Origin of the sequence: Kineococcus sp. G2 (genome assembly GCF_037154035.1) — a bacterium.
In the GTDB taxonomy this organism is placed as follows: domain Bacteria; phylum Actinomycetota; class Actinomycetes; order Actinomycetales; family Kineococcaceae; genus Kineococcus.
Genome location: NZ_JBBBEM010000113.1, coordinates 13,364 through 37,108, shown reverse-complemented (window position 1 = coordinate 37,108; position 23,745 = coordinate 13,364). Strand labels below are relative to the sequence as shown.

Sequence of the window (23,745 nt, the reverse complement as noted above, 5' to 3'; positions counted from 1 at the left end):
GCCGCGACACTACGTCCGGGGCGCCCCGCCCGCCCCCGCACCGCCGGCGGCCAGCAGCGCCCGCGCCCGCGCCAGGTCCTCCGGCACGTCCACGTCCAGGTGCTCGTGCGCCTCCAGCGGCACCTCCACCACCCGCGCGGCGCGCGCGCCGAGCAGCTCGCGCACGGGCCGGCCCACCACGCCGGGCAGCGCCGCCACAACGGCCCTGGCGTGCGCGCGCCGGTACGCCGACAGCAGCGGCTGGCGCCGCCCCGAGCCGTCCACCCCCACCACCGCGTCCGCACCGCCGTCCGCCAGCGCCGCCAGCAGCCGCGGGACCGCCGCCGCCGCGAACGGCTGGTCCCCGCCCAGCAGCACCACCGGCCAGCCGGACCCCACCCCGGGCGCGACGCCGGCGTCCAGCGCGGCCAGCCCGGCGGCGAACCCGGCCAGCGGCCCACCACCCGGCGGCTCCTCCCGCACCGCCGGCACCCCGGCGACCCGGTCCGGCCCCACGAGCACCACCGGCCAGCACGGCGTCAGCCGCGCCAGCAGGTGCCGCAGCACGTCGCTCGAGCCCAGGGGGGCCGCGAGCTTGTCGGCGCCCGCGGCGCGCTCCGCGAACCGCGTGCCGCCACCACCGGCCAGCACCACCACCACCGCGTCCGCCGGTCGCGGCACCGCCGGAGTTCCCCGCACGCCCGTCCTCCAGTCGACACGCCGTCCACCGGTGGTCCGAACGGGCGGTTCCACCCCCGCCCGCTCACCCTCGGCTCCCCACCACCCGATCTGACAGACGTCTGCTCGAGCACCGGTGAGCCACCTCACCGCTCACCATCGCTTACGGAAGGTTGCCATGCTGCGGAACCTGAGCATCAGAGCGAAGCTGCTGATCCTCCTCGCGGTACCACTGCTGCTCCTCATGAGCGCCGTCGCTGCCATCGACACCGACTCCATCCTGGAGGCGGACGACGAGCGCGACCTGGCGAACTACGTCGGGATCTTCGAGGAGTACGACGCGGTCCTGCACGCCGTCCAGGAGGAGCGCCTGCTCACCGTCCAGTACGTGACGGTGCCGAGCGACGACCTGAAGGCGCGGGTCGACGCGGCCCGCGCCACCACCGACGCCACCATGCTGGCCTCGACGGCGGCCGCCGAGGAGTCCGGTGTCGAGTTCGACGAGGGCACCAAGGCCGTCGCGGTGGAGAACCTCACCGCTGCCGCCTACAGCACGCTGCCGCAGCTGCGCGCGGCCGTGGACGACCTGCGCACCACCCCGCTGAACGTCTTCGAGCTCTACAACGAGGTCTACGGCGCCGTCGCCGACCTGACGATCGCCGTCGCCGACGACTCCCCGACCCGCGACCTGGCGGCCCGCCTGGCCGCCACCGGGTACCTGTTCCGCGAGATCGACCAGATCTCCCAGGAGCAGCTGGCCGGCCTGATGGTGCTGCGCGGCACCGCCGGCACCGAGGTGCGCAACCTGCGCCTGAACTCGATCGGCCAGCAGGAGTACTTCGGCGCGCAGGTGCGCGGCCGTCTCGACGGCGAGGGCGCCGCCCTGCTCGACGACGCGCTGTCCACGTCGAAGGCCACCGCGGCCCAGGCGTTCGTCAACCAGGACCGCAACCTGTTCGCCGCCGCCATCTCCGGCTCGCCCAGCCTGAGCGAGGAGGACTGGACCGCGCACTCGCAGGCCCTCATCGACGCCTACCACGTGGCCGCCGACGAGATCGGTGCCGCCGCCGCCGCGACCGCGGAGCAGCGTGCCGGCGCCGCGCTGCGCAACGTCCTGCTCATCACCGTCGGCAGCCTCCTGGTGTTCGTCGCCGCCGTCGTCCTCGGCGTGCGCACCGCCCGCAGCATCGGCACCCGCCTGCGCGCCCTGTCCGCCGCCGCCACCGAGGTGCGCGACGAGCTGCCCCGCATGGTGGAGCGCATGCAGACCCCGGGCGAGGGCCCGGGCGTGGAGTTCACCCCGCTGACCGTCACCAGCACCGACGAGATCGGCCAGGTCGCGCACGTCATCAACGACCTGAACGAGACCACGTTCCGCATCGCCGGTGAGCAGGCCGCCCTGCGCGCCTCCATCGCCGAGATGTTCATCAACGTCGCCCGCCGCGACCAGGCGCTGCTGGCCCGCCAGCTGTCCTTCCTGGACCAGCTGGAGCGCACCGAGGAGAACCCCGACACCCTCGAGGACCTCTTCACCCTCGACCACCTGGCGACCCGGATGCGGCGCAACGCCGAGTCCCTGCTGGTCCTGGCCGGCATCAACACCGGGCGCCGACTGCGCCGCCCGCTGCCGCTGTCGGACGTCATCCGCACCGCGGCCGGCGAGATCGAGCACTACGACCGCGTCGACCTGTCGCTGCAGGTGGACCCCCCGGTCGTCGGCCACCTGGCGCTGTCCCTGTCGCACCTGCTCGCCGAGCTGCTGGAGAACGCCACCACGTTCTCCGACCCCGGCACCCGCGTCGTCGTCGCCACCAGCGAGAGCGCCCGCGGCATCGAGGTGGCGATCACCGACACCGGCCTCGGCATGAACGAGGAGGAGCTGCGCACCGCCCGCGAGCGCATCGCCGGCGGCCGCGCCAGCGAGTTCGTCGGCGCGCAGCGCCTCGGCTTCTACGTGGTGGGCCGCCTGGCCGCCCGCCTGGACCTCGAGGTCGACTTCCGCTCCGGCGAGGGCGCGGGCACCACGGTCACCGTGCTGCTCGGGCCGGCGGTCTTCACTCCCGGCAGCGTCTCCGCGGAGGTCCCCGACCTCGCTCCCGCGGCGGCCACCGCGGCCCTGCCGGCCGCCGAGCCCGCGGCCCTGCCGGCCGCCGAGCCCGCGGCCGCACCGGCTGCCGAGCCCGCGGCCGCACCGGCTGCGGCGATCGTCCTGCCGCCGGCCGAGCCGGTGACCACCGGTCCCGACTCGATCGTCGCCAACCCGCTGGCCGCGGACGGCGTCGGCGGAGCGCTGTCGGCCACGCTGGAGGAGTCGGCCGCCCGTGCGGCCGGCGAGGCCGGCGTCGCCGCCCCCGCACCGCAGGTCAGCGGCACCGGCCGCAGCCTGCCCACCCGCCGCAAGCCCACCCGCGGCGCAGGGGCGGACGAGGCCCGCGCGGCGGCCCCGGCGGCCCCGGTGGCGGCCGAGCCGGCCTGGCGGCCGGTGTCCGCCCCCGCCCCCGCGGCGGGCGCGGCCCCGGTGATGCCCAAGCGCGAGCGCAAGGCGGAGGCTCCCGCCACGCTGACCGCGGCGCAGGACATCCTGCCCCGCGCCGGCCGCAAGCCCCGCCCGGTGCGCGACTCCGCCACCCCGCCCAAGACGGCGGCCGAGGCCTTCTGGACCTCCCGCCGTCGCGGGGCGGAGCCCCGGGGCGAGGAGCGCCCCGCCCCGGCTCCGGTTCCTGAGCAGACCGCGCCCGCGGCCCCGCGGGAGACCGCCGCCGCGCCCGCCGAGGCGACGCCGTTCGTCCCCGCCCCCGCGCCCTCGCCCGAGGTGCTCGCCCCCGAGGCGCCGGCCCCGGCCCCGGTGGCGGCCCCGGTGGCGGCCCCGGTGGCGCGCACCGTCGGGGACACGCTGCGCCAGCGCAACGCGCTCGCCGCGGAGGCCCTCTCCGCGCTCACCGACGGCCAGGCCTTCAGCCCGTCGATGGGTGGCGGCTCCGCACCGCTGGTGCGCCGGCAGGCCGGCGCCACGCCGGCCGCGGCCAAGCCGGCGGTTCCCGCCCGGCCGGCGGCCGCCCGCCAGCGCCGCGCCCCCGCGGACGTCCGCTCGATGCTGTCCGGCTTCCAGGCCGGCGTGTCCCGCGGCCGCGCCGAGGGCGACGCGCCCCCGGCCGCCCGTCCCGACGGCGGGGACGCCCGTGACGGCGCCTGAGAGTTCCCGCGGCTCCCGACCGGGAGCCGCGGGACGCGGGGGGGCACCCGCCCGTCCGCACCACCCCCATGCCCACCCCGATCACCACCCCGACCGCACGGCGAACGTACGGACCACTCCGAGAAGAGGAACCCCACTGTGACCGCGCTTAGCTCCGAGGCCGCCGACTTCAGCTGGCTCCTCGACAACTTCGTCCGCAGCACGCCCGGTGTGCAGCACACCGTGGTCGTGTCCGCCGACGGCCTGCTCATGGCCATGTCCGACCACCTGCACCGCGAGGCCGGCGACCAGCTCGCCGCGATCGTCTCCGGCGTCTCCAGCCTCGCCCGCGGCGCCGCCCGCCAGCTGGAGTCCGGCGAGGTGCGCCAGGCCATCATCGAGATGGACGACTCGTTCTTCTTCCTGGTGAACGTCTCCGACGGGTCCGTGCTCGCCGTGTCCGCCGAGTCCGGCTGCGACGTCGGCCTCATCGGCTACGAGATGGCCATGCTGGTGCAGCGCTTCGAGACCGTCCTGACCCCGCAGCTGGTCTCGGAGATGCGGGCCTCGCTGCCCACCTCCTCGCCGGCCGGCGCCCGGTGGTGACAGCGACATGACAGCAGCAGGCAGCGCGGACCTCTGGTCCGACGACGACGAGGACGCCGAGGAGTTCACCGTCCGGCCGTACACGGTCACCGGTGGGCGAACTCGCCCCACGAACAGCGACCTGCCGGTCGAGGCGCTCGTGGAGGCCCTGGGGGAGCCGGAGATCGGCATGACCCCCGAGCGGCGCAGGATCCTGGAGCTCACCAGGACGTCCTACCTGTCGATCGCGGAACTGTCCGCCCACGTGCACCTCCCGGTCGGCGTCGTCCGCGTCGTGGTGAGCGACCTCGCCGCCTCCGGGAAGATCCGCGTCCACGGCCTCACCCTGGCCACGTCCCCCCAACCCGCGACCACCATCAGCGTCCTGGAGAGTGTTCTCAATGGCATTTCCTCGCTCTGACGTGAGCACCCCCGCGCCAGGCGTCGCTGCCGGGGGGACCGCCACGGAGCCCACCGCCCCGCCCACCGTCGTCAAGATCGTCGTGGCCGGCGGGTTCGCCGTCGGGAAGACGACCTTCATCGGGTCCATCTCCGACATCGAGCCGCTGCGCACCGAGGCGGCCATGACCGAGCACTCGGTCGGCGTCGACGACGCCGGCCTGAACTCGGACCGCAAGACCTCCACCACCGTCGCCATGGACTTCGGCCGCATCGCCCTGCCGGGCAACCTGTGGCTGTACCTGTTCGGCACCCCCGGCCAGGACCGCTTCCTGTTCATGTGGGACGACCTGGTCAAGGGCGCCATCGGCGCGGTCGTGCTGGTCGACACCGACCGCCTCGACCAGTGCTTCCCCGCCGTGGACTACTTCGAGTCCCGCGGCATCCCCTTCGTCGTCGCGGTCAACTGCTTCGACGGCGTCGCCCAGCACGACCTGGACTCCGTGCGCGAGGCGCTCGCGGTGCCGGACCACGTGCCGCTCGTCTACACCGACGCGCGCAGCAAGGCCGCGACCAAGCACAGCCTCATCACGCTCGTGCAGACCGCGCTGGCCCGCCTCAACGCCGCCTGAGCAGGCCGTCGGCCGGCCGTCCCGACGCCGCGGGCCGGCACCCCACGCAGGGGTGCCGGCCCGCGGCGTTTCAGTTCCCGGCCGCCGGTGCCGATGGGTGAGTCAGGCACCACCACGACGAGCCGGCCACGGAGCCGGAGCGCCGCAGACCACCCCGTCGCGAGATCCGGAGCGGAACCGCATGGACGACATGGACGAGATCGTCCAGGAATTCCTGGTCGAGAGCTACGAGAACCTGGACCAGCTGGACTCCGACCTCGTCGCGCTGGAGCAGCAGCCCGGCAGCCGCGAGCTGCTGGCCAGCGTCTTCCGCACGATCCACACGATCAAGGGCACGAGCGGCTTCCTGGCCTTCTCCCGCCTGGAGTCCGTCGCGCACGTCGGCGAGAACCTCCTGGCCCGCCTGCGCGACGGGCAGCTGGTCATGACCCCCACCAGCACCGACGTGCTGCTGCGCATGGTGGACACCATCCGCGCGCTGCTCACCTCCATCGAGGAGAACGGCGCCGAGGCGTCCGTCGAGGTCGACCAGGTCGTCGCCGCGATCCGCGCCGTCCTGGACGGCGAGGAGCCGGTGCTGCCGCCCGCCGACGGTGCCGGCGTTGAGGTCTCCACCGAGGCCCCCGCGCCCGCCGAGGCCCCCGCGCCCGCGGTGGAGGTCGCCGAGCAGGAGGCCCCCGCCGAGGAGGCGCCCGTGGCGGAGGCCCCCGTGGTGGCCGAGCCGGTGGTGGCCGAGCCCGTGGTGGTCGAGCCCGTGGTGGTCGAGCCCGTGGTGGTCGAGCCCGTGGCCGAACCCGTGGTGGTCGAGGCGCCCGCACCGGTCGCCGAGGTCCCCGCCGCACCGGCCCCCGCTGCCGCCCCCGCGGCGCCCACCGCCCCCGCCGGCGGCGGTTCCGAGAAGGCGTCCGCCGTCGAGGCCACCATCCGCGTGGACGTCGAGCTGCTGGAGTCCCTGGTCCGCCAGGCCGGCGAGCTCGTCCTCGCCCGCAACCAGATCCTCCAGCGCGCCTCCGGGCTGCGCGACGAGGAGCTCACCCGCGCCTGCCACCGCCTGAACCTCGTCGCCAGCGAGATGCAGGAGTCCGTCATGCGGACCCGCATGCAGGCCATCGACCACGTCTGGGCCAAGCTGCCGCGCGTCGTGCGCGACCTCGGCAACATGCTCGGCCGCAAGATCAAGCTGGAGATGGAGGGCGGTGACACCGAGCTCGACCGCACCCTGCTGGAGGCGGTCAAGGACCCGCTGACCCACATCGTCCGCAACGCCGTCGACCACGGCATCGAGCCGCCGGACGTGCGCCGCGCCGCGGGCAAGAACGAGGTCGGCACCCTGAAGCTGCGCGCCGCCCACGAGGGCGGCCAGGTCGTCGTCGAGGTCCGCGACGACGGCAAGGGCATCGACCCGGCCGTCATCGGCGCCAAGGCCGTCGAGAAGGGCCTGGTCACCGCCGCCCGCCTGGAGAACCTCACCAGCAGCGACATCCTGCAGTTCCTGTTCCTGCCCGGCTTCTCCACCGCCGCGAAGGTCACCAACGTCTCCGGTCGCGGCGTCGGCATGGACGTCGTCAAGACCAACATCGAGCGCATCGGCGGTTCCGTCGACGTCGAGTCCACTCCCGGCGCCGGCACCACCTGGCGGCTGCGGATCCCGCTGACCCTGGCGATCGTGCCCGCCCTGACCGTCGAGTGCGCCGGGCAGCGCTACGCCATGCCGCAGGTGAACCTGCTGGAGCTGGTCAGCCTGGACGCCGAGCGCATGGCCAAGGCCATCGAGGACGTCGGCGGCGCGAAGGTGTACCGCCTGCGCGGTGCGCTGCTGCCGCTGATCCGGCTGGAGGAGGTGCTGGAGCTGAAGCGCCCCGCCGGCGTGGAGGTCTCCGACAAGCTCGTCATCGCCGTGCTGGAGTGCGACGGCCGCCGGTTCGGCCTCGTCGTCGACCGCGTCCTGGACACCGAGGAGATCGTCGTCAAGCCGCTCTCCGGCGTGCTGAAGGCGATCGGCACCTACGCCGGCGCCACCATCGCCGGCGACGGGCGCGTCTCCCTCATCCTCGACGTGCAGTCGCTGGCGCGCCGCACCATGCGCGCCGACGGCCTGGAGCACGTGGCCGCCGAGGCCGCCACCACCGCCGCCGCCACCGGCGAGGGCCAGCGCCTGCTGGTCGTCGGCCTGGGCGACGACCGCCGGGTCGCGATCCCGCTGGACGTCGTCACGCGCCTGGAGGAGTTCAAGACCGAGTCCATCGAGCGCGTCGGGCGCCGCGAGGTCGTCCGCTACCGCGGCGAGATCCTGCCGCTGGTGCGCCTGTCCAACCACCTGGGCAGCATGCGCGGCTTCGACGAGCCGGAGCTCACCGCGCTGCCGGGCGTCGTGTACTCGGCGCGCGGCCGCTCCGTCGCGATCGTCGTCGACGAGATCGTCGACATCGTCTCCGGCCAGGACGCGCGCAGCGACATCGACGACGCCGGCCTGGTCGGTTCCGCGGTCATCCGCGACCGCGTCACCGAGCTGCTGGACGTCCGGTCGGCGATCCTCGCGGCCGACCCGCACTTCTTCTCCGAGCAGGCTCAGAACGAGTTCGCCGCCGCTTCCTCTCGACTGGGGGTCTGAGATGTCGACGCAGTACGCAACCTTCACCCTCGCCGGCCACCTGTTCGGCGTGGAGGTCCGACGCGTGCAGGAGGTGCTCACCGAGCAGCCCCGCACGCCCGCCCCGCTGGCGCCCCGCGCGGTCGCCGGCCTGATCAACCTGCGCGGCCAGGTCGTCACCGCCCTGGACCTGCGCCGCCGGCTCGGGATGCCCGACCGCGCCGAGGGGCAGGCCGCGATGAACGTCGTGGTCCGCGCCGCCGAGGAGGTCTGGAGCCTGCTGGTCGACTCGATCGGCGGGGTCATCGAGGCCGCCGACGCGACCTTCGAGCCGCCGCCGGACACGCTGTCCGGCCCGATCCGCGAACTGATCCGCGGCGCCTACAAGCTCGACGACGCGCTGCTGCTCGTCCTCGACGTCGACAAGGCGCTGGAGATCGAGGGCGCGCTCACGGCCTGACGCGCCCGCCCGGGCCCCCCACCGCACGCGGTGGCGGCCCCGCTGCGTTCCCGGCCCCGCTGCGTTCCCGGCCCCGCTGCGGGCCGTCAGCGGGGGCGGCGGTACAGGGCCAGCTCGTCCTGCGGCACGCGCGGCACGCCGTCGAGCCCCCGGCCCCCGCTCGTCGCCGCGTCCGGCGCCGGTGCGGCGGGCGCCCCGGCGCGCGGGCCCACCGGCTCGCGCCCGGGCGCCGGGCCCGCGCGGTCGGCGGGGGAGTCCTCGGCGTCCCCGCGCGCCGCGCCGGGAGGAGCGTCCTGGCCGCCGTCCGCCGCGGGGTCCCCGTCGTCCCCGCGCTCCGCGCCGGCGCCCGGCCCGCGCAGCAGCGCGAACGCCGACGCGGCGGCCAGGGCGGCCGTCAGCACCAGCACGCCGACCGTGCCGGCGTGCGCGGTGAACGGCGTCCCCACCTGCCACGCCCCCCGCGGCAGCAGCTCGGCGGCCTGGGCGGCGAACCCGGCCAGCGCCGCGAGGGCCGCCAGCGCCGTGCCCGCCGCGATCGCGGCCGCGGCCCACCGCGCCACCGCGCGCGGCACCAGCGCCGCCGGGCGGCCCGCCACCACCAGGGCCGCGAGCACCACCGTCCCCAGCGCCCCCGCCAGCAGCGGCAGGTGCGGCGGCTGCACCTGCCACAGCAGCGACCAGCGCTCCGTCAGCAGCTGCGCCGTCGTCGGGCGCACCACCCCCTGCACCGCGGCCAGCAGCCCCGTCGAGGGGTCCACCAGCCCGAACACGGTGTCCAGGGAACCGTCCAGCACGCGGCGGGCCGCCTCGACCGCCAGCACCGTCGGGGCCGCCGCCGCCGCGGTCAGCGCCCAGCCCGCCCACGACGCCGAGCGCCGGGCCGGGTGCCGGGGCGGAGCGGCGGGCGGGGGAGCCGCCCCGGTGGGGACGTCGCGATCAGCCACGCCACGACGCTAGTGCGGTGCGCCGCCGTCCGGGGGTGCTCCGGGAACCCGCGGCGGGCGGCGGTACAGGGCGCGGTCCTCCGCCCGCAGCCGCGGCGGGCCACCCGGGGCCGCCGCGGTGGCGTCCCCGTGCTCCCCCGGCCGCGCCGGGGGCGGTGGTCCCTGCTCCGGGCCGGTCGCCACCGGGGCGGGGCGCGGCGGCACTCGCCCGGCGGGGGCCTCGGCGGAGGACGCGGTGGGGGACGCGGCGGGGACCTCGGCGGAGGGCGCGGCGGGGGTCTCGGCGGGGGACGCGGTGGCGGCCTCGGTGGGGGAGGGGGGCGGGCGCAGCAGCACCGCCCCGCACGCCACCGCCAGCACGGCGGCCAGCGCCGCGGTGCCCAGCGGCACGCTCGCCTCCAGCCACCCCCACGTGTCCAGGACGAAGTACGGCAGCTCCTCGTCCAGCTGCCCGGAGCGGGACACCGTGGCCAGCGACCCGGCCGCCAGTCCCAGCGCCGCCAGCGCCACCAGCGCCGCCACCGCCGCACCGGCCCGCCGCTGCACCCGCCCGGGTGCCGGCCACCCCGGCCGTCCCGCCAGCACCGCGCCCGTCACGGCCAGCAGGCCCACCACCGACGCCAGCAGCGCCGTGCTCACCGGGATCGCGTCGAGCATCACCGGCCACCGGTCCGTCAGCCCCAGCACGACCTCGTCGTCGCCGGGACCGGCGAACCCCTCGCCGGTGCGCCACCCGAAGTGCTCGCGGTCGCGGGCGCCGGTCAGGAACCTGCGGCAGCTCTCCGCCGCCGGCAGCAGCGGGAGGGCCGGTGCCAGCACGAGCAGCCAGGCGGCCCGGTCCCCGCCGGGTCCGTCCCCGTCTGGTCCGTCCCCGCCGGGTCCGTCCCCGTCTGGTCCGTCCCCGCCGGGTCCGTCCCCGTCTGGTCCGTCCCCGCCGTGCTCGCGCTGCTCCCCGGGCTCCGGGCGCTCGCCGTCCGGCCCGTGCTGCACGTCCCAGCCCGCCATGGCTCGACGTTACGGCGCGCGCGTGCCGGCGTCCCCCCGACGGAGCAGCGCGACCGCGCTGCGTGACCCGCCCGGCGGGCCCGACACACCCGTACGTGTGACGGCGCGTGGTGGAGGCCGATACGCGGTGTCAGGGTGGCGGCAGGCCACCCGGTCCAGGGTGGTCGGGCGCCACCCGGCCGGGCGGCGTCGCCGCGGCAGCCGGGAGGCGACCCCCATGCACTACTCGCTCGTGAGCTCGCCGGTGCTCGGCTTCGACCTGGTGCGCCTGCCCGCGGGCGACTCCGCCGCGGAGGTCCTGCTGCGCGCCCTGGGCAGCGGTCCCCGCGAGCTGGACGTGCTCGCCGCGCAGCACGACCCGGACGTGCGGGCGCGGGCGTGGCGCTCGGTGCGCGAGGCCGCGCGGTCGGTCCCGCAGATCACCGACCTGCTGGGCCAGGTCGCCGACGGCCTGGCGGCGGGCGCGTTCACCGACGAGGTCAGCGGCCCGCGCGTGGAGGCGGGGGTGGTGCGCGTGCTGCAGGGCTCCACGATCGCCGACGCGGACGCGCTGGTGCGCCTGGTGCACCACGACGTCCTCGACTGGACGTGGAGCGCCCCGCTGGACGGCGGGCCCCGCCTGCGCACGGAGACCGCCGGCCGTGCCGCGGACGTCCTCGCCGACGCGGCCGTGTCCGCCTACCTCGGCGACCGGCTGCCCGACGGGGTGCGCCGGGTCCTGGCCAGCCCCTACCTGCACGCCGCGCGGGACCTGGCGCCGCTGCCGTCGGTGCCGGAGGGCCTGGGGGAGGAGCAGGCGGGGGTGCGCCGGGTGCTGGAACGGCTGGCGCGGCTGGACGGCACCGACCGGGCGTGCCTGCGCGCGGTCGCCGACACGCACCGGGCCGGTGGGGGCGAGTGGGCGAGCGCCGTGCACGACGCCTCCTGGGCGGTGCACCTGTCGGGACGGGTGCGCACCGCGGCGGCCGCGCAGCTGCTGGCGGTGCGGGCCTTCCGCGCCGGGGGGCTGGACGCGGCGGACGGCGCCGGGGGCTTGTGGAACGTCGTCAGCGGGGTCGTGCACGCCGAGGTGGTGGCCGACCTGCTGTCCGGCGACACGCGCGCGGTGCTGCTGCGCCCCTGGGTGGCCGCCTTCGGCGAGGCCTGACCCTCCGTCCCCCTCCGGCACCCCCCCACCCCGCGGTGATCAAGGAAGTGGCAACTTCCTTGATCACCGCGGGGGAGTGGGCGGGGTGCACGGGTGCGGCGGGTACGGTGCCGCCGTGCAGTCGCCGGCCCGAGGTGCGGTGCGCCTGGTCCGGGCGGGGGTCGTGGCGCTGGCCGTCGTGGCCCTGGCCGCGGGCGCGCACGTCGCCGGCGGCGAGCAGCTGCCGCCCGTCCTGGTGCTGCTGGCCCTGGCCGCGCTCACCGGCTGCGGCGCCCACGTCCTGACCGGCCGGCGCCTGTCCGCGCCCGCCCTGCTGGCCGCCCTCGGCGGTGGGCAGGTCCTCCTGCACACCGCCCTGCGCACCTTCGCCGCCGACACCGTCGCCGTGCCCTCCCACGGGCACCACCAGGAGTGGGTGCCGCTGGCCGCGCAGGCGCTGACCCACGCGCCCGACGGCGGCTCGCCGCTGCCGATGCTGCTCGCCCACGCCGCCGCGACCGCCGCCGCCGCCGGTGTGCTGGCCCGCGGTGAACGGGCCGTGTGGTCGCTGTGGTCGTGGCTGCAGCCGCTGCGGGCCGTGGTGCTCGCGGTCCTGCGGGTGCCGGTGCTGCTGCCGGTGCGGCCCGTGCCGGTCCTCGTTGCGGTGCGCCCGCGCTCCGTGGTCGCGCGCCGGGTGGCGCGCCGTGGTCCCCCGGCGGGGTCCGTCCCCGCCACGACCACCCGCTGAACCACCCCGGAGGAACCCGATGAGCTCCACCCAGCGCTCCACCCTGCCCGCGCGCCTGCTGCTGCCCGCCGCCGGCGCCGCCGCCCTCGTGCTCACCTCGGCGCTGCCCGCGTCCGCCCACGTGCGGGCCCTGCCCGACAGCACCGCCGCCGGCTCGTACAGCGTCGTGACGCTGCGCGTGCCCAACGAGTCCGACACGGCCGCCACCACCTCGCTGAGCGTCGACCTGCCCACCGGCACGCCGTTCACCCACGTCGCCGTCGAACCCGTCCCCGGCTGGACGGCCACCGTGCAGGAGGGGGCGCTGCCCGAGCCCGTCGAGGTCGGCGGCGCGACGATCACCGAGGCGCCGCTGAACGTCACCTGGACCGCCGACCCGGGGACCGCCGGCATCGGCGTCGGCCAGTTCCAGGAGTTCGGCCTGCAGGTCGGCCCGCTGCCGGAGGCCGGCACCCGCGTGGTGCTGCCGGCGGTGCAGACGTACGCCGACGGGGAGGTGGCCGACTGGTCGCAGGTCGCCGACGCGGGCGCCGAGGAGCCGGCCAGTCCCGCGCCGGAGTTCACGGTGACCGCCGCGCAGGGCGACCACCACGCGGCCGCCACCACCGGCACCGGCGCGGAGGCGGCCGCTGCCCCGGACGGCGAGGCCGTCGCGGTGGTGGACGGCGGGGACGGGGCGGCCCGCGCCCTCGGCGCCGCCGGCCTCGTGCTGGGGGCGGCCGCCCTCGTGGTGGCGCTGCTGCGCCGCCGCCCCGCCGCCCGCTGACCCCCGCCCCACCCCGCGGTGATCAAGGAAGTTGCCACTTCCTTGATCACCGCGGGGGTGAGCGGGGTGGGGGCCCGGGGCGTCCCGCTGCGCCCGTCGTCCCGGCGCACCCGGTCCGGGACGCGGTTCAAGGTTTCGCCGCTCGCGCCGATGGATGAGGGAGCCGCCCACCGGGGCGGCCCGAGCGAGAGGTCGGTGCAGCGTGCGCGAGAGGATCCGCGTCCTGGTCGTGGACGACTCCGTCGTCGTCCGGCGCATCGTCACCGACGTCCTCGCCGGGGACCCCGCCATCGAGGTCGTCGGCACCGCCGGCAACGGCAGGATCGCCCTCGAGAAGATCCAGCAGCTGAAGCCGGACGCGGTCACCCTCGACATCGAGATGCCCGTCATGGACGGCCTGCAGACGATCAAGGAGATCCGGCGCATCGACCGCCGGCTCCCCGTCGTGATGTTCTCCACGCTCACCGAGCGCGGCGCCAGCGCCACCCTGGAGGCGCTGTCCTCCGGCGCGTCCGACTACGTGACCAAGCCCGCCAACGTGGGCAGCGTCAACGAGTCCATGGAGTCGGTGCGCGTCCAGCTCATCCCCAAGATCAAGGCGCTGGTGCCCGGTGGCGCCCCGGCGGCCCTCGCCCCCCGGCTCGCCGCACCCGCCGTCCCCGCCGCGCCCGTCGCCGTGCGCACCCGCACCGCGCCCGCCCGCACCCCGCGGGCGCTCGTCGTCGGCTCCTCCACCGGTGGCCCCGAGGCCCTCTCCAGCGTGCTGGCGAAGATCCCCGCCGGCATCGGCGTGCCCGTGCTCGTCACCCAGCACATGCCGCCGGTGTTCACCCGCCTGTACGCGCAGCGCCTCGACAAGGTCAGCGCCCTGACCGTCGTCGAGGCCACCGACGGGCAGGACGTCCAGGCCGGCACCGTCTACGTCGCCCCCGGCGACTTCCACATGGAGGTCGTGCGCCGCGGCGCGGGCCTGGCCGTGAAGCTGCACCAGGGCCCGCCGGAGAACTTCTGCCGACCCGCCGTCGACGTCATGGTGCGCTCGGCCGTCGCGGCGTTCGGCGGTGACCTCCTCGCGCTCATCCTCACCGGCATGGGCTCGGACGGGAAGCTCGGCTGCAGGGCCGTCGCGGACGCCGGCGGTCAGGTCGTCGTGCAGGACGAGGCCACCTCCGTCGTGTGGGGGATGCCGGGTGCGGTCGCCCGCGAGGGCATCGCCGACGAGGTGCTGCCGCTCAGCGCCATCCCCGACGCCCTGCTGCGCCGCCTCGGCGGTGCGCGGCAGACCGCGTCCGCACGCGTCCCCGCGCTGCCGGCGACGTCCCTCACCGCTCAGCGCACCACCGGTTCCGCCCTCTCCGCGGTCCGTCCGGGCGCCCTGCCGCCGGCGTCAGCGCCGGCGGCCCGCACCGCCGCTGCTGCGGCCCGACCCACTACTGGCAGGTGGTGACATGGCACTGACCCCCACGGCTTTCGAGTGGGTCTGCACGCTCGTCCGCAAGGAGAGCGCGATCGTCCTGGAGAAGGGCAAGGAGTACCTCGTCGAGTCGCGGCTCGTCCCGCTGGCCCGCGCGGCCGGCGCGGCGGACGTCAACGCCTACGTCGACGGGGTGCGCCTGCGTCCCGACCGCAGGACGCAGGTGGCGATCGTCGAGGCGCTGACCACGAACGAGACCTCGTGGTACCGCGACGGGGCCCCGTTCCAGGCGTTCTCCACGACGGTGGTCCCGGCGCTGAAGCAGTCGCGCGCCACCACCCGTTCGCTGCGGATCTGGTCCGCCGCCTCCTCCACCGGTCAGGAGGCGTACAGCCTGGCGATCGGGCTGCACGACTCCGTGCTCGCCGAGGGCTGGCGCGCGGAGATCCTGGCGACGGACCTGTCCACCGAGGTCCTGGAGAAGGCCAAGGCCGGGACGTACTCGCAGCTGGAGGTCAACCGCGGCCTGCCCGCCCCCCTGCTCGTCCGGCACTTCACGCGGGCCGGCATGAACTGGCAGGTGAACGCGAACATCCGCCAGATGGTGAGGTTCCAGCAGCTGAACCTCACCAGCAGCTACGCCGCGCTCGGGCAGTTCGACGTGGTGTTCCTGCGCAACGTGCTCATCTACTTCGACCTCGCCACGAAGCGGGACATCCTCGGCCGGGTGCGGCGCGTGCTCCGGCCCGACGGGTACCTCTTCCTGGGAGGTGCTGAAACCACCCTGGGCGTCGACGACAACTGGGAACGGCAACTGATCGGACGGGTCTCCGTCCACCGCCCCAAGAACTGAGAGGACAGAGGACATGAAGGCACTGGTCGTCGACGACTCCCGCGCCATGCGGAAGATCATCGCGGGCGCGCTGCGCAAGCTGGGGTACGAGACCGTGGAAGCGGCCGACGGCGCCGAGGCGCTGAAGGTCCTCCAGGAGGGCCCGCTGCCCGAGCTGGCGACGGTCGACTGGAACATGCCGGTGATGGACGGCCTGACGTTCGTCACCCAGGTGCGCGCGATCCGCGAGTACCGCTCGCTGAGCATCATGATGGTCACCACCGAGGCGGAGCACGGTCAGATCGTGCGCGCCCTCGCCGCGGGTGCCCACGAGTACCTGATCAAGCCCTTCACGGTGGAGGCGCTGGAGGAGAAGCTGGCCCTGCTGGGTCTGCTGCCGGAGGTGACCGCATGACGCAGGACACGGGTCTCGAGGCGCAGGAGGTCGTCGACTACGTCGAGGACGAGGCCCTCGCGCAGATCGTCGACCAGATGTGGCAGTCGTACTTCGGCCACGTCGAGCCGCTGCTGCCGGCGTTCGAGCCGCACGAGGTCCCCGCGCCGGTGCTGTGCGCCAGCGTCGGGATCTCCGGTGCGCGCCCGGGGCTGGTGACCGTCCTGGTCGAGAAGGCCGCCGGCACCCCCCTGGCCGCCGCCCTCCTGCAGGAGGACGGCGAGCTGACCGACGAGGACGTCTACGACGCCCTCGGCGAGGTCGCCAACATCATCGGCGGCAACATCAAGGCCCTGGTCCCGGACGCCGGTGCCCTCGGCCTGCCCGCCATCGCGGAGGCCCCGCCGCTGCCGCGTTCCAACAGCCGCTGCGCGGCGCGCCTGGACGCGAACTGGCAGGGTCACTGGGTGACGTTCATCGTGTGGCTGTCGGGAACGGGGGCCTGATCGTGAAGGCCCTGGTGGTGGACGACAGCCGCGTCATGCGGCAGATCGTCATCCGCACCCTGCGCCAGGCGGGTTACGACTGGGTCGACGTGGTCCAGGCCGAGAACGGGCGCGAGGGTTTCGAGGCGGTCCGCGCCGAGAACCCCGACATCGTCCTGTCGGACTGGAACATGCCGGAGGCCTCCGGCTACGAGATGCTGCAGAACCTGCGCGGCTCCGGCCTGGACGTGCCGTTCGGGTTCGTCACCTCGGAGGGCTCGGAGGAGATGCGCGAGAAGGCGGCCGCCGCCGGCGCGCTGTTCCTCATCGCGAAGCCGTTCACGCCGGAGGCGTTCGCCGAGGCGCTCTCCCCGGTCCTGGACGGTGGCGCGGTCAAGGCCGCCGCCCCCGCGGCGGCGCCCGCGACCGAGCGGGCCGTGACGATGGACCGCAGCCCGCTGCCGTCGAACCTGGCGATCCGCAACCTGCTGTCGGACCTGCTCGGCCGCGAGGTCGAGGTCTCCCCGGGCACGCCGTGCCCGGTGGGCGGCAAGCCGGGTTCCGCGGTGGGCCTGTACGTCGACGACCGGCTGCGCTCCGCGGCCGTCGTGGTCTTCGACTTCGCGCTGGCCGCGCACGCCGGCGCGTCGATCGGCCTGCTGCCCCCCGGGGCCAGCGAGGCCGCCGTCGAGGACGGCGAGCTGTCCGAGGCGCTGCGCGTCAACGCCAACGAGGTCCTGAACATCATGGCGTCGCTGTTCAACGTGGAGGGTGCCCCGCACCTGAAGCTGCACGCGGCGTACGCCCCGGGCGAGGTCCTGCGGCCGGACGTGACCCAGTGGGCCACGAGCACCGGCAGCCGGCTCGACCTGACCGTCGAGGTCGCTCGCTACGGCAAGGGCAAGCTCAGCATCGTCACGCTCTGAGCGCACCCGACCACGGCCCCCGTCGCCCCGCGCGACGGGGGCCGTCGTCATCCCCCCGACCTCCCCTCCGCCGCGGAAACCATGGTTTCCGCCCCGGCGGGAGGCGTGTCGAGGGCGGAAACGATGGTTTCCGCGGGGGAGGGGGCGGGTCAGGGACGGGGGTCGCGGGGCAGGACGATCGTCGTGGTGTCGTCCCCGCCCACCGCCCGCAGCGGCGGCGGCGCGGGACGGCCCAGCAGGTAGCCCTGGGCGCAGTCCACCTCCAGCTCGCGCAGCACCTCCAGCTCCGCGGGCCGCTCCACCCCCTCCGCGACCAGCGTCGCCCCCACCTCCGAGGCGAAACCCACCAGGGCGCGGGCCACCGCCCGCCGCGCCGGGTCGCCGTCGATGCCGCGCACGAACGCGATGTCCAGCTTCACCACGTCCGGCGACAGGTGCAGCACGTGCTGCAGGCTCGCGAACCCCGAACCGGCGTCGTCCACGGCCAGCCGCAGCCCCTCGGCGCGCAGCTCCGCGGTGCTCTCCACCAGCGCCGCGTAGTCGTCCACCCGGTGGTGCTCGGTGACCTCCACGACGACCCGCTCCGGTTGCGAGGCCAGCAGCACCTGGCGGGTGGCCGCGTCCAGCAGCGCCTCCGCGGAGGCGTTCACGCTCAGGTACGCCCCGGCGGGCAGGGCCGGCAGCAGCGTCAGCGCCGACTCCAGCGCCGCCCGCTCCAGCCGCACCCCCATCCCGGAGTCGCGGGCGTCGGCGAACACCTGCTCCGGCCCGCGCGGGTAGCCGTCCTCGCCGGTGAAGCGGCTGAGGGCCTCCGCGCCCACCACCGCCCCGCTGCGCAGGTCCACCACCGGCTGCAGGACGGTGCGGCGCCCGCGGCCGGCCACCAGGGCGTCCAGGGACGCCAGCCTGCCGCGGTGCTCGGCGCTGCGCCGGTCGCGGTGGTGCAGCACCCCGGCGACGAGGGCGGCCACCACGTGCAGCGCCTCCACCTGGCGGGCGTCGAGCGGTTCGGCGGCGCTCGCCGGCACCCCCAGCAACCGCCCGCCGGGCACGCCGTCCGGCCGCCGCACCTCCACCGACAGCGCCTCGCGCGCCAGGTCCGTGCCGGCGAGGAGCCGGACGGTGGCGCGCGGGTCCAGGGTGCTGGAGGTCAGCTCGACGACCGGGTGGTCCCCACCGGGACGCGCCAGCGCAGCCACGGGGGTGCCGAAGATGTCGCGGGCGAGGTCCAGCAGCTGGGCGACGGCGTCGTCGTCCCCCACGGCGCCCCTCCCACGTCGACGTTCCCGGTGGCGCCGTTCCCCCCGCCGCCAGGGCCGACCCTGGCAGATGACGGTGCGCGAGGCAACGGCGACAGGCCGTCAAGGGCGCGGTGGTCGCCCCGACGGGCCGTGCCGGCGCATCCGCCACACCGCGCCCATCGCCTCGGTGATGATCGCGCCCGACATCTTCGAGGTGCCCGCGGTGCGCTCGGTGAACAGGATCGGCACCTCGCGCACGCTCGCGCCCCGCTCCAGCGCCGCCAGCGTCGTCTGGATCTGGAAGGCGTACCCGGCGGCGGTGAGGCGGGACAGGTCCAGCGAGCGCAGCAGGTCCGCCCGCCACGCCTTGTAGCCGCCGGTGAGGTCCGCCACCGGTGCCCGCAGCAGCACGCGCGCGTACGTGTTCGCGCCCCGCGAGAGGGCCTTGCGGTACCAGGGCCAGGCGTCGTCGAGGGCGCCGCCGGCGACGTACCGCGCGCCCAGCACCAGGTCCGCGCCCGCGGCCACCTCGTCCAGCATCCGGGGCAGCACCTCGACCGGGTGGGAGCCGTCGGCGTCCATCTGCACGACCACGTCGTGGTCGCCGGTGCGCAGCGCCTCCGCGAACCCCGCCCGGTACGCCGCGCCCAGGCCGTCCTTGACGGTGCGGGTCAGCAGCCGCACCCGACCCTCGGGCAGGCCCGCGGCGACGCGGCGCACGATCTCGCCGGTGCCGTCGGGGGAGGAGTCGTCCACCACCAGCACGTCCGGGGCGGCGGGGGACTCCAGCAGCCGCTGCAGCATCGCGGCGATGTTGCCGGCCTCGTCGTACGTGGGCAGGACGACGACGGCGCGGAGGGCGTGGGGCAACGGGACTCGCTCGGTCTCGTGGGCTGACGGGGCTCCGACGCTACCCCACGTCCCCGCCGCGGCGGGTCGCCCCACGGGGGCGGCGCACCCCGCTGGCCGCTGGCCCCCGCCCGGCGCGCCGGTGGTGGGGCGGGGCGGCGCCGGGCCCCGGGCGGGACCGGGCGGGGGTCAGGCGTTGACGGGGACGAAGCGGGGCGTGCTCGCGCTGGGCAGCACGACGGCCTGGGCGGTGACGACGCGCTCGCCGTCGAACGTCAGCGCGGGGGAGCCGTGCAGCTCGTACCCCTCGGCGAGGGCGGCGCTGACCTTCTCGCAGAAGGCGCGGTCGTCGGTGCCGGTGAGCAGCCGGTAGCGCAGGCGGCCGTCGGTCTCGCCGGTGGGGTTCGTCATCGCGGGGTCCTCGTCTCCGTGCGCGGGTGCGGGCGGGTGTGCTCGCGCCCGACGGTACCCCCGCCCCAGCGGCACCGGGGCCGCTGGGGCGAGGCGGTCAGCCGGCCTTGACCTTCACCTTCACCTGCTTGCTGGTGGTGCTGCCGAAGCGGTTGGTCAGCACCGCGGTGTAGGTGTACGTGCCGGGCGCCTTGCCGGTGACGTGGAACTCCACGTGCTGCGCCTGCGGGGTCCGCTCGGGCACGTCCCGGCGGGCCACCTCGGTGCCGTTCTCCAGCAGCACGACCGTCTCGGCGTTCTGCCCCTTCCTGACGTCCACGCCGATCGTGTAGTCGCCGTCGTGGTCGGGGTTCGCGTCGTCGGAGAGCTTGGCGACCTCGGGCGCGGCCGTGGCCGGTCCGGGGACCCGCTCGCCGACGGGTGCGGCGCTCGTGTACCGCAGGTCCGGCGCCGCCGGCGTCGACATGCCCTCACCGAGGAAGTAGGAGGTGTGCGGGGGCTGGTTGTAGCCGGTGTTCTGCCACGCCACCGCGAGGCGGTACGCCGGGTCGGACATCAGCGTGCGCAGCCGCACGTCGGTGGGGTCCACCGTCGTGGCGATCCGCAGCGCCGAGGAGTCCGCGAGCCGGGTCACGACCTCCTCGCGCCAGTCGCCGAACAGGTCGGCCTGCAGGGCGGGGTTGCCCTTGGTGCCGTTGCCGCTCAGGGTCCCGGTGGCCCGGTAGACCTCCTCGGCGCGGCCCTCCTGCCAGTTCCACTCCGAGATCGTCGGGACACCGGCGCCCGTGTCCGGGTCGTAGTCGTGGTCGGTGACCTCCCGCAGCAGGTCCCCGTCCCACCAGGTGAGGAAGTTCGCCGCGGGGATGCCGGTGGAGATCAGCTCACCGGAGGCCGAGCGCATCTGGCCGACCGGGGAGTTCCACGCCGCGTCCCCGCCGACCGCCCACCCCTCGGCGCCGGCGTGGCGGGGGTCGACGTCGCCCATCGCCGCCCGGCCGGTGTCCCGCTCCGCCGGGATCGACCAGAGCACCTCGCCGGTCGCCGCGTCGCGGAAGGTGGCGCCGCGGCCACCGGAGCGGTCGATGTCCTCGTGGGCGGCGAACACCTCCTGGCCGGGCCGCGAGGGGTCGAAGTCGGACACGTGCAGGGCGTCGCCGTGACCGAGCCCGGTGTTGTGCAGGGCGGTTCCGTCGTCGTCGAGGGTCACGGAGCCGAAGACGATCTCGTCCTTCTGGTCGCCGTCCACGTCGGCCACGGAGAACTGGTGGTTGCCCTGGCCGGCGTACTGCTCGCCCGCCTCGTCGCTGTCGAAGACCCAGCGCTGCGTCAGGTCCGAGCCGTCCCAGTCCCAGGCGGCCACGACGGCGCGCGTGTAGTAGCCGCGGCTGAAGACGGCGCTGGGGTGCTCCCCGTCCAGGTACGCGGTGCCGGCCAGGAACCGGTCCACGCGGTTGCCGTACGTGTCGCCCCAGGAACCCACGTCGCCGCGCGCCGGGACGTAGTCTGCGGTGTCGAGCGCGACACCGCGGGCGCCGTCGAAGACGGTGAGGAACTCCGGGCCGGACAGGACGTAGCCGTTCGCGGTGCGGTGGTCGGCGTCGGGGTCGCCGATGACGGTCCCCGCCGCGTCCGTGGTGCCGTCCGCGGTCTTCACGACCAGTTCTGCCCTGCCGTCGCCGTCGTAGTCGTACACCTGGAACTGGGTGTAGTGGGCCCCGGAACGGATGTTCACCCCGAGGTCGATGCGCCAGAGCCTGGTGCCGTCGAGCTCGTAGGCGTCCAGGTAGGTGTTGCCCGTGTACCCGGGCCGGGAGTTGTCCTGGGCGTTGGAGGGGTACCACTTGACGACGACCTCGTACTGCCCGTCCCCGTCGAGGTCGGCGACGGAGGCGTCGTTGGCGCTGTACGTGTACGCCACCCCGTCCGGGGTGGTGCCGCCGGCGGGCCGGTCGAGGGGCACGTCGAGGTGCTGCTGCTGCCAGGGGCGGAACTCGTCGGTGGCCCAGCGCTCGATCCCGTCGACCACGGTGCTGACCCGGTACGTGGAACCCTCCGCGCCGCCGGCGTCGAGGAGGTTCGTCGAGCCCGTGACCGGCCGGTCGTTCACCAGCTCACCGTCCCGGTACACGTTGAACGCCAGGTCCTGCGGGTCGTCGCCGAGCAGGCGCCAGCCCACGTAGGTGCCCTCGCCGGTGCTCACGGCCACGGGGGAGCGGTCGATGCGCTCGGCCTGCCGCTGCAGGTGCACGGTGGCCGGGACCGCGACGCTCCCGGAGCGCTCCGAGCGCCCGCCGGGTGCGACCGCCGCGACCGCGTACTCGTGGTCGGCGGTCGGCTGGGCCGAGGTGTCGGTCCAGGTGGTGCCCGTCGTCCTGGTCACGCGCACCGGTTCACGCCCCGCCCTCGACCGGTAGACGTCGTAGGCGGCCGCGCCCTCGACCGCCGACCACGCCAGGTCGACGCCGTCGCCGTCCCAGGCGGCGGTGAGGTCCTGCGGGGTGGCCGGGGCGGGGGCGCCGGCGTCGACGACCGTGACGGTCAGGGCCTCGGAGCGCGCGCCCTCCCGGCCCGTCGCCCCGAGGGCGGCCACCTCGTAGGTGTAGGTGTCGGCGAGCTGGACGTCCCCGTCGGTCCAGGAGGGCGCGTCCACGTCGGCCACCGCGGTGGCCTGCCCGCCGTCCGCGGACCGGTGCACGCGGTACCCGGAGGCGCCGTCGACCGCGGGCCAGGCCAGGCCGACCGACGCGGACCCGGCCGTCGCACCGACCGACGCGGTGACGTCCCGGGGGGTTCCGACCGGTCGCAGGACCTCGATCGAGTTCAGCCGGGGTGAGCTGCCGGAGAACGTCAGGTCCAGGTGGCCGCCGCTCGCCCGGACCCCCTCCAGGACCCGTTCGCCGACGACGCCGGACCCGGGGTTGCGGGCGGGCAGGGTCTGCCCGCCGACCGCGACGCCGGTGCTGCTGGAGGCGATGAGGTCGCCGGAGCGCACCACCACGGTGTAGGTGCCGTCGGGGACGTCGACGCGGAACGTGGTGCCGGCGGCGGGCAGGACGAAGTCGCGGCCGGCGAGGTCCCCGTCGCCGCCGCGGTCGCGGCAGGCGTTCGCGGCGAGGGGGGTGAGGAAGCCGTACCCCTGCTCGCTGCTGTACGCCGTGGTCGGGGCGACGGCCGTGTGGTCGTCCGCGGTGGGGCTTCCCGCGCACTGGAGGTCGAAGAGGCGGTCGGGCAGGGGTGCGGCCCCGGCCGGCAGGCCGGTGCCCGCGGCGATCACCAGGGACAGCAGGGCGGTACCGCCCGCGCCGGCGGCGCGGCGGGTGCGGGAGGACGGGCGGGGGGAGTGCTGCGGCAGCACCGGCATCACCTTGTCTCGTCGTCGAGAGCGCCCGGTCGCGGCGGGGGTGCCGGGCGGCGTCGTGACGCGCCGCGCACCGTGGACCGCTGCAGCGGGGACCTGTGGGTGAAACGTTTCTACGGCGTGGCCGGCGGTCGAGTCAACGGGTGCGGCCGAACTCGGGAAAACGCTTCCTCGACCTCGGTGCCGCACGGGCGGGGCCGAGGACCCCCGAACGGCCCATCCGGGGACGCCCCCGCCCCGCCGAGAACGAGGAGCAGAGCGGCCCCGCACCCCCGGGCGGTGCCGCCCGCACCCCGAGAGGAGGCCACCGTGAACACCCACCGCGCCACCGCCCGCCCCGCCGGTCACCCGCGCGTCGTCGAAGCCCCGCCCGCCACCGCCGCCGAGGTCACCGCCCTGGCCTCCCTGCTGATGCGGCGGCCCGAGCTGGTCCGCCTCGACGACGAGAGCCTCCTGCTGCGCCTGGCGCGCACCACGGCCGTCGGTCACCTCCTGCGCGCGCGCACCGTCGCGACCCTGCCCGAGGGCGAGCGCCTGCTGGACGCGATGCTCGCCGACGGGCGCGCCGTCGTCCTCGACGTCACCGACCCCGCCCCCCGCGAGGGCGTCCTCGCGGTGCGCCGGCCCGCCACGACCCGCGACCTGCCGCGCGCCCGCGACCTGGCCCGCGCCCTCGCCCCCCTCGCGTCCCTGCGCTGAGGGGACGCCGCCGGGACCGTGGACACCGCCGGCACCGTGGGCGCCGCCGCCG

21 protein-coding genes and 1 pseudogene are annotated in these 23,745 nt (G+C 75.9%); 15 read left to right on the top strand and 7 right to left on the bottom strand.

Annotation, left to right across the window (positions count from 1 at the left end; all coding sequences use genetic code 11):
- Positions 1–9: 9 nt before the first annotated feature.
- Positions 10–660, bottom strand: coding sequence for an NTP transferase domain-containing protein (locus tag V9U69_RS16025; RefSeq protein ID WP_337062853.1), 651 nt, complete (start codon positions 658–660; stop codon positions 10–12).
- 175 nt (positions 661–835) lie between these two features.
- Here V9U69_RS16025 and V9U69_RS16020 point away from each other — a divergent pair, with 175 nt between their 5' ends.
- The 6 genes from V9U69_RS16020 to V9U69_RS15995 all read left to right on the top strand — a co-directional run bounded on the left by V9U69_RS16020 (position 836) and on the right by V9U69_RS15995 (position 8,495).
- Complete coding sequence (locus V9U69_RS16020; protein WP_337062852.1) at positions 836–3,850, top strand: sensor histidine kinase; 3,015 nt, start codon at positions 836–838, stop codon at positions 3,848–3,850.
- Positions 3,851–3,988: 138 nt separating this feature from the next.
- Positions 3,989–4,435, top strand: a complete 447-nt coding sequence (locus V9U69_RS16015) for a roadblock/LC7 domain-containing protein (protein WP_337062851.1) — start codon at positions 3,989–3,991, stop codon at positions 4,433–4,435.
- A gap of 7 nt (positions 4,436–4,442) precedes the next feature.
- Positions 4,443–4,835: a DUF742 domain-containing protein gene (locus V9U69_RS16010; RefSeq protein WP_337062850.1), complete on the top strand. Its 393-nt coding sequence runs from the start codon at positions 4,443–4,445 to the stop codon at positions 4,833–4,835.
- Positions 4,816–5,445: a GTP-binding protein gene (locus tag V9U69_RS16005; protein WP_442907790.1), complete on the top strand. Its 630-nt coding sequence runs from the start codon at positions 4,816–4,818 to the stop codon at positions 5,443–5,445. The genes V9U69_RS16010 and V9U69_RS16005 overlap by 20 nt, the downstream gene beginning before the upstream one ends.
- Before the next feature lie 181 nt (positions 5,446–5,626).
- On the top strand, positions 5,627–8,056 hold the full coding sequence (locus V9U69_RS16000) for a chemotaxis protein CheA (protein WP_337062848.1): 2,430 nt from the start codon (positions 5,627–5,629) through the stop codon (positions 8,054–8,056).
- 1 nt (position 8,057) lies between these two features.
- Positions 8,058–8,495, top strand: a complete 438-nt coding sequence (locus V9U69_RS15995) for a chemotaxis protein CheW (protein ID WP_337062847.1) — start codon at positions 8,058–8,060, stop codon at positions 8,493–8,495.
- A gap of 86 nt (positions 8,496–8,581) precedes the next feature.
- Here V9U69_RS15995 and V9U69_RS15990 read toward each other — a convergent pair whose 3' ends face one another.
- Positions 8,582–9,439 carry a hypothetical protein gene (locus V9U69_RS15990; RefSeq protein ID WP_337062846.1) on the bottom strand — a complete coding sequence of 286 codons (858 nt, stop codon included), beginning with the start codon at positions 9,437–9,439 and terminating at the stop codon, positions 8,582–8,584.
- A 9-nt stretch (positions 9,440–9,448) separates the two neighbouring features.
- The gene (locus V9U69_RS15985; protein WP_337062845.1) at positions 9,449–10,444 is read right to left on the bottom strand and encodes a hypothetical protein; all 996 of its coding nucleotides are present in this window, start codon (positions 10,442–10,444) and stop codon (positions 9,449–9,451) included.
- Positions 10,445–10,661: 217 nt separating this feature from the next.
- On the opposite strand from V9U69_RS15985, the gene V9U69_RS15980 reads away from it, so the two are divergent.
- From V9U69_RS15980 to V9U69_RS19385, 8 genes and pseudogenes are all read left to right on the top strand, one after another.
- On the top strand, positions 10,662–11,591 hold the full coding sequence (locus tag V9U69_RS15980) for a hypothetical protein (RefSeq protein WP_337062844.1): 930 nt from the start codon (positions 10,662–10,664) through the stop codon (positions 11,589–11,591).
- Between the two features lie 115 nt (positions 11,592–11,706).
- A complete protein-coding gene (locus tag V9U69_RS15975) occupies positions 11,707–12,318 on the top strand; it encodes a hypothetical protein (protein ID WP_337062843.1) in 612 nt (203 codons plus the stop codon).
- 19 nt (positions 12,319–12,337) lie between these two features.
- Positions 12,338–13,084, top strand: coding sequence for a YcnI family copper-binding membrane protein (locus V9U69_RS15970; RefSeq protein WP_337062842.1), 747 nt, complete (start codon positions 12,338–12,340; stop codon positions 13,082–13,084).
- A 202-nt stretch (positions 13,085–13,286) separates the two neighbouring features.
- The gene (locus V9U69_RS15965) at positions 13,287–14,531 is read left to right on the top strand and encodes a protein-glutamate methylesterase/protein-glutamine glutaminase (RefSeq protein ID WP_337062841.1); all 1,245 of its coding nucleotides are present in this window, start codon (positions 13,287–13,289) and stop codon (positions 14,529–14,531) included.
- A 1-nt stretch (position 14,532) separates the two neighbouring features.
- Entirely contained in the window at positions 14,533–15,351 is an 819-nt protein-coding gene (locus V9U69_RS15960) for a CheR family methyltransferase (protein ID WP_337062840.1), read from the top strand.
- Positions 15,352–15,364: 13 nt separating this feature from the next.
- Complete coding sequence (locus V9U69_RS15955; protein ID WP_242125282.1) at positions 15,365–15,745, top strand: response regulator; 381 nt, start codon at positions 15,365–15,367, stop codon at positions 15,743–15,745.
- Positions 15,742–16,230, top strand: a complete 489-nt coding sequence (locus tag V9U69_RS15950; RefSeq protein ID WP_337062839.1) for a chemotaxis protein CheX — start codon at positions 15,742–15,744, stop codon at positions 16,228–16,230. The genes V9U69_RS15955 and V9U69_RS15950 overlap by 4 nt, the downstream gene beginning before the upstream one ends.
- A 2-nt stretch (positions 16,231–16,232) precedes the next feature.
- A pseudogene (locus tag V9U69_RS19385) lies at positions 16,233–16,589 on the top strand (response regulator); the annotation flags it as partial.
- A 695-nt stretch (positions 16,590–17,284) separates the two neighbouring features.
- Here the strand turns inward: V9U69_RS19385 and V9U69_RS15940 are convergent.
- The 4 genes from V9U69_RS15940 to V9U69_RS15925 all read right to left on the bottom strand — a co-directional run bounded on the left by V9U69_RS15940 (position 17,285) and on the right by V9U69_RS15925 (position 22,997).
- Complete coding sequence (locus tag V9U69_RS15940) at positions 17,285–18,397, bottom strand: EAL domain-containing protein (protein ID WP_337062837.1); 1,113 nt, start codon at positions 18,395–18,397, stop codon at positions 17,285–17,287.
- A gap of 99 nt (positions 18,398–18,496) precedes the next feature.
- Positions 18,497–19,246 carry a polyprenol monophosphomannose synthase gene (locus V9U69_RS15935; RefSeq protein WP_337062836.1) on the bottom strand — a complete coding sequence of 250 codons (750 nt, stop codon included), beginning with the start codon at positions 19,244–19,246 and terminating at the stop codon, positions 18,497–18,499.
- Positions 19,247–19,414: 168 nt separating this feature from the next.
- Positions 19,415–19,636, bottom strand: a complete 222-nt coding sequence (locus V9U69_RS15930) for a DUF1737 domain-containing protein (RefSeq protein WP_337062835.1) — start codon at positions 19,634–19,636, stop codon at positions 19,415–19,417.
- A 97-nt stretch (positions 19,637–19,733) separates the two neighbouring features.
- Complete coding sequence (locus tag V9U69_RS15925) at positions 19,734–22,997, bottom strand: rhamnogalacturonan lyase family protein (protein WP_337062834.1); 3,264 nt, start codon at positions 22,995–22,997, stop codon at positions 19,734–19,736.
- Between the two features lie 306 nt (positions 22,998–23,303).
- Here V9U69_RS15925 and V9U69_RS15920 point away from each other — a divergent pair, with 306 nt between their 5' ends.
- Positions 23,304–23,693: a hypothetical protein gene (locus V9U69_RS15920; protein WP_337062833.1), complete on the top strand. Its 390-nt coding sequence runs from the start codon at positions 23,304–23,306 to the stop codon at positions 23,691–23,693.
- The last annotated feature ends 52 nt before the right edge of the window (positions 23,694–23,745 follow it).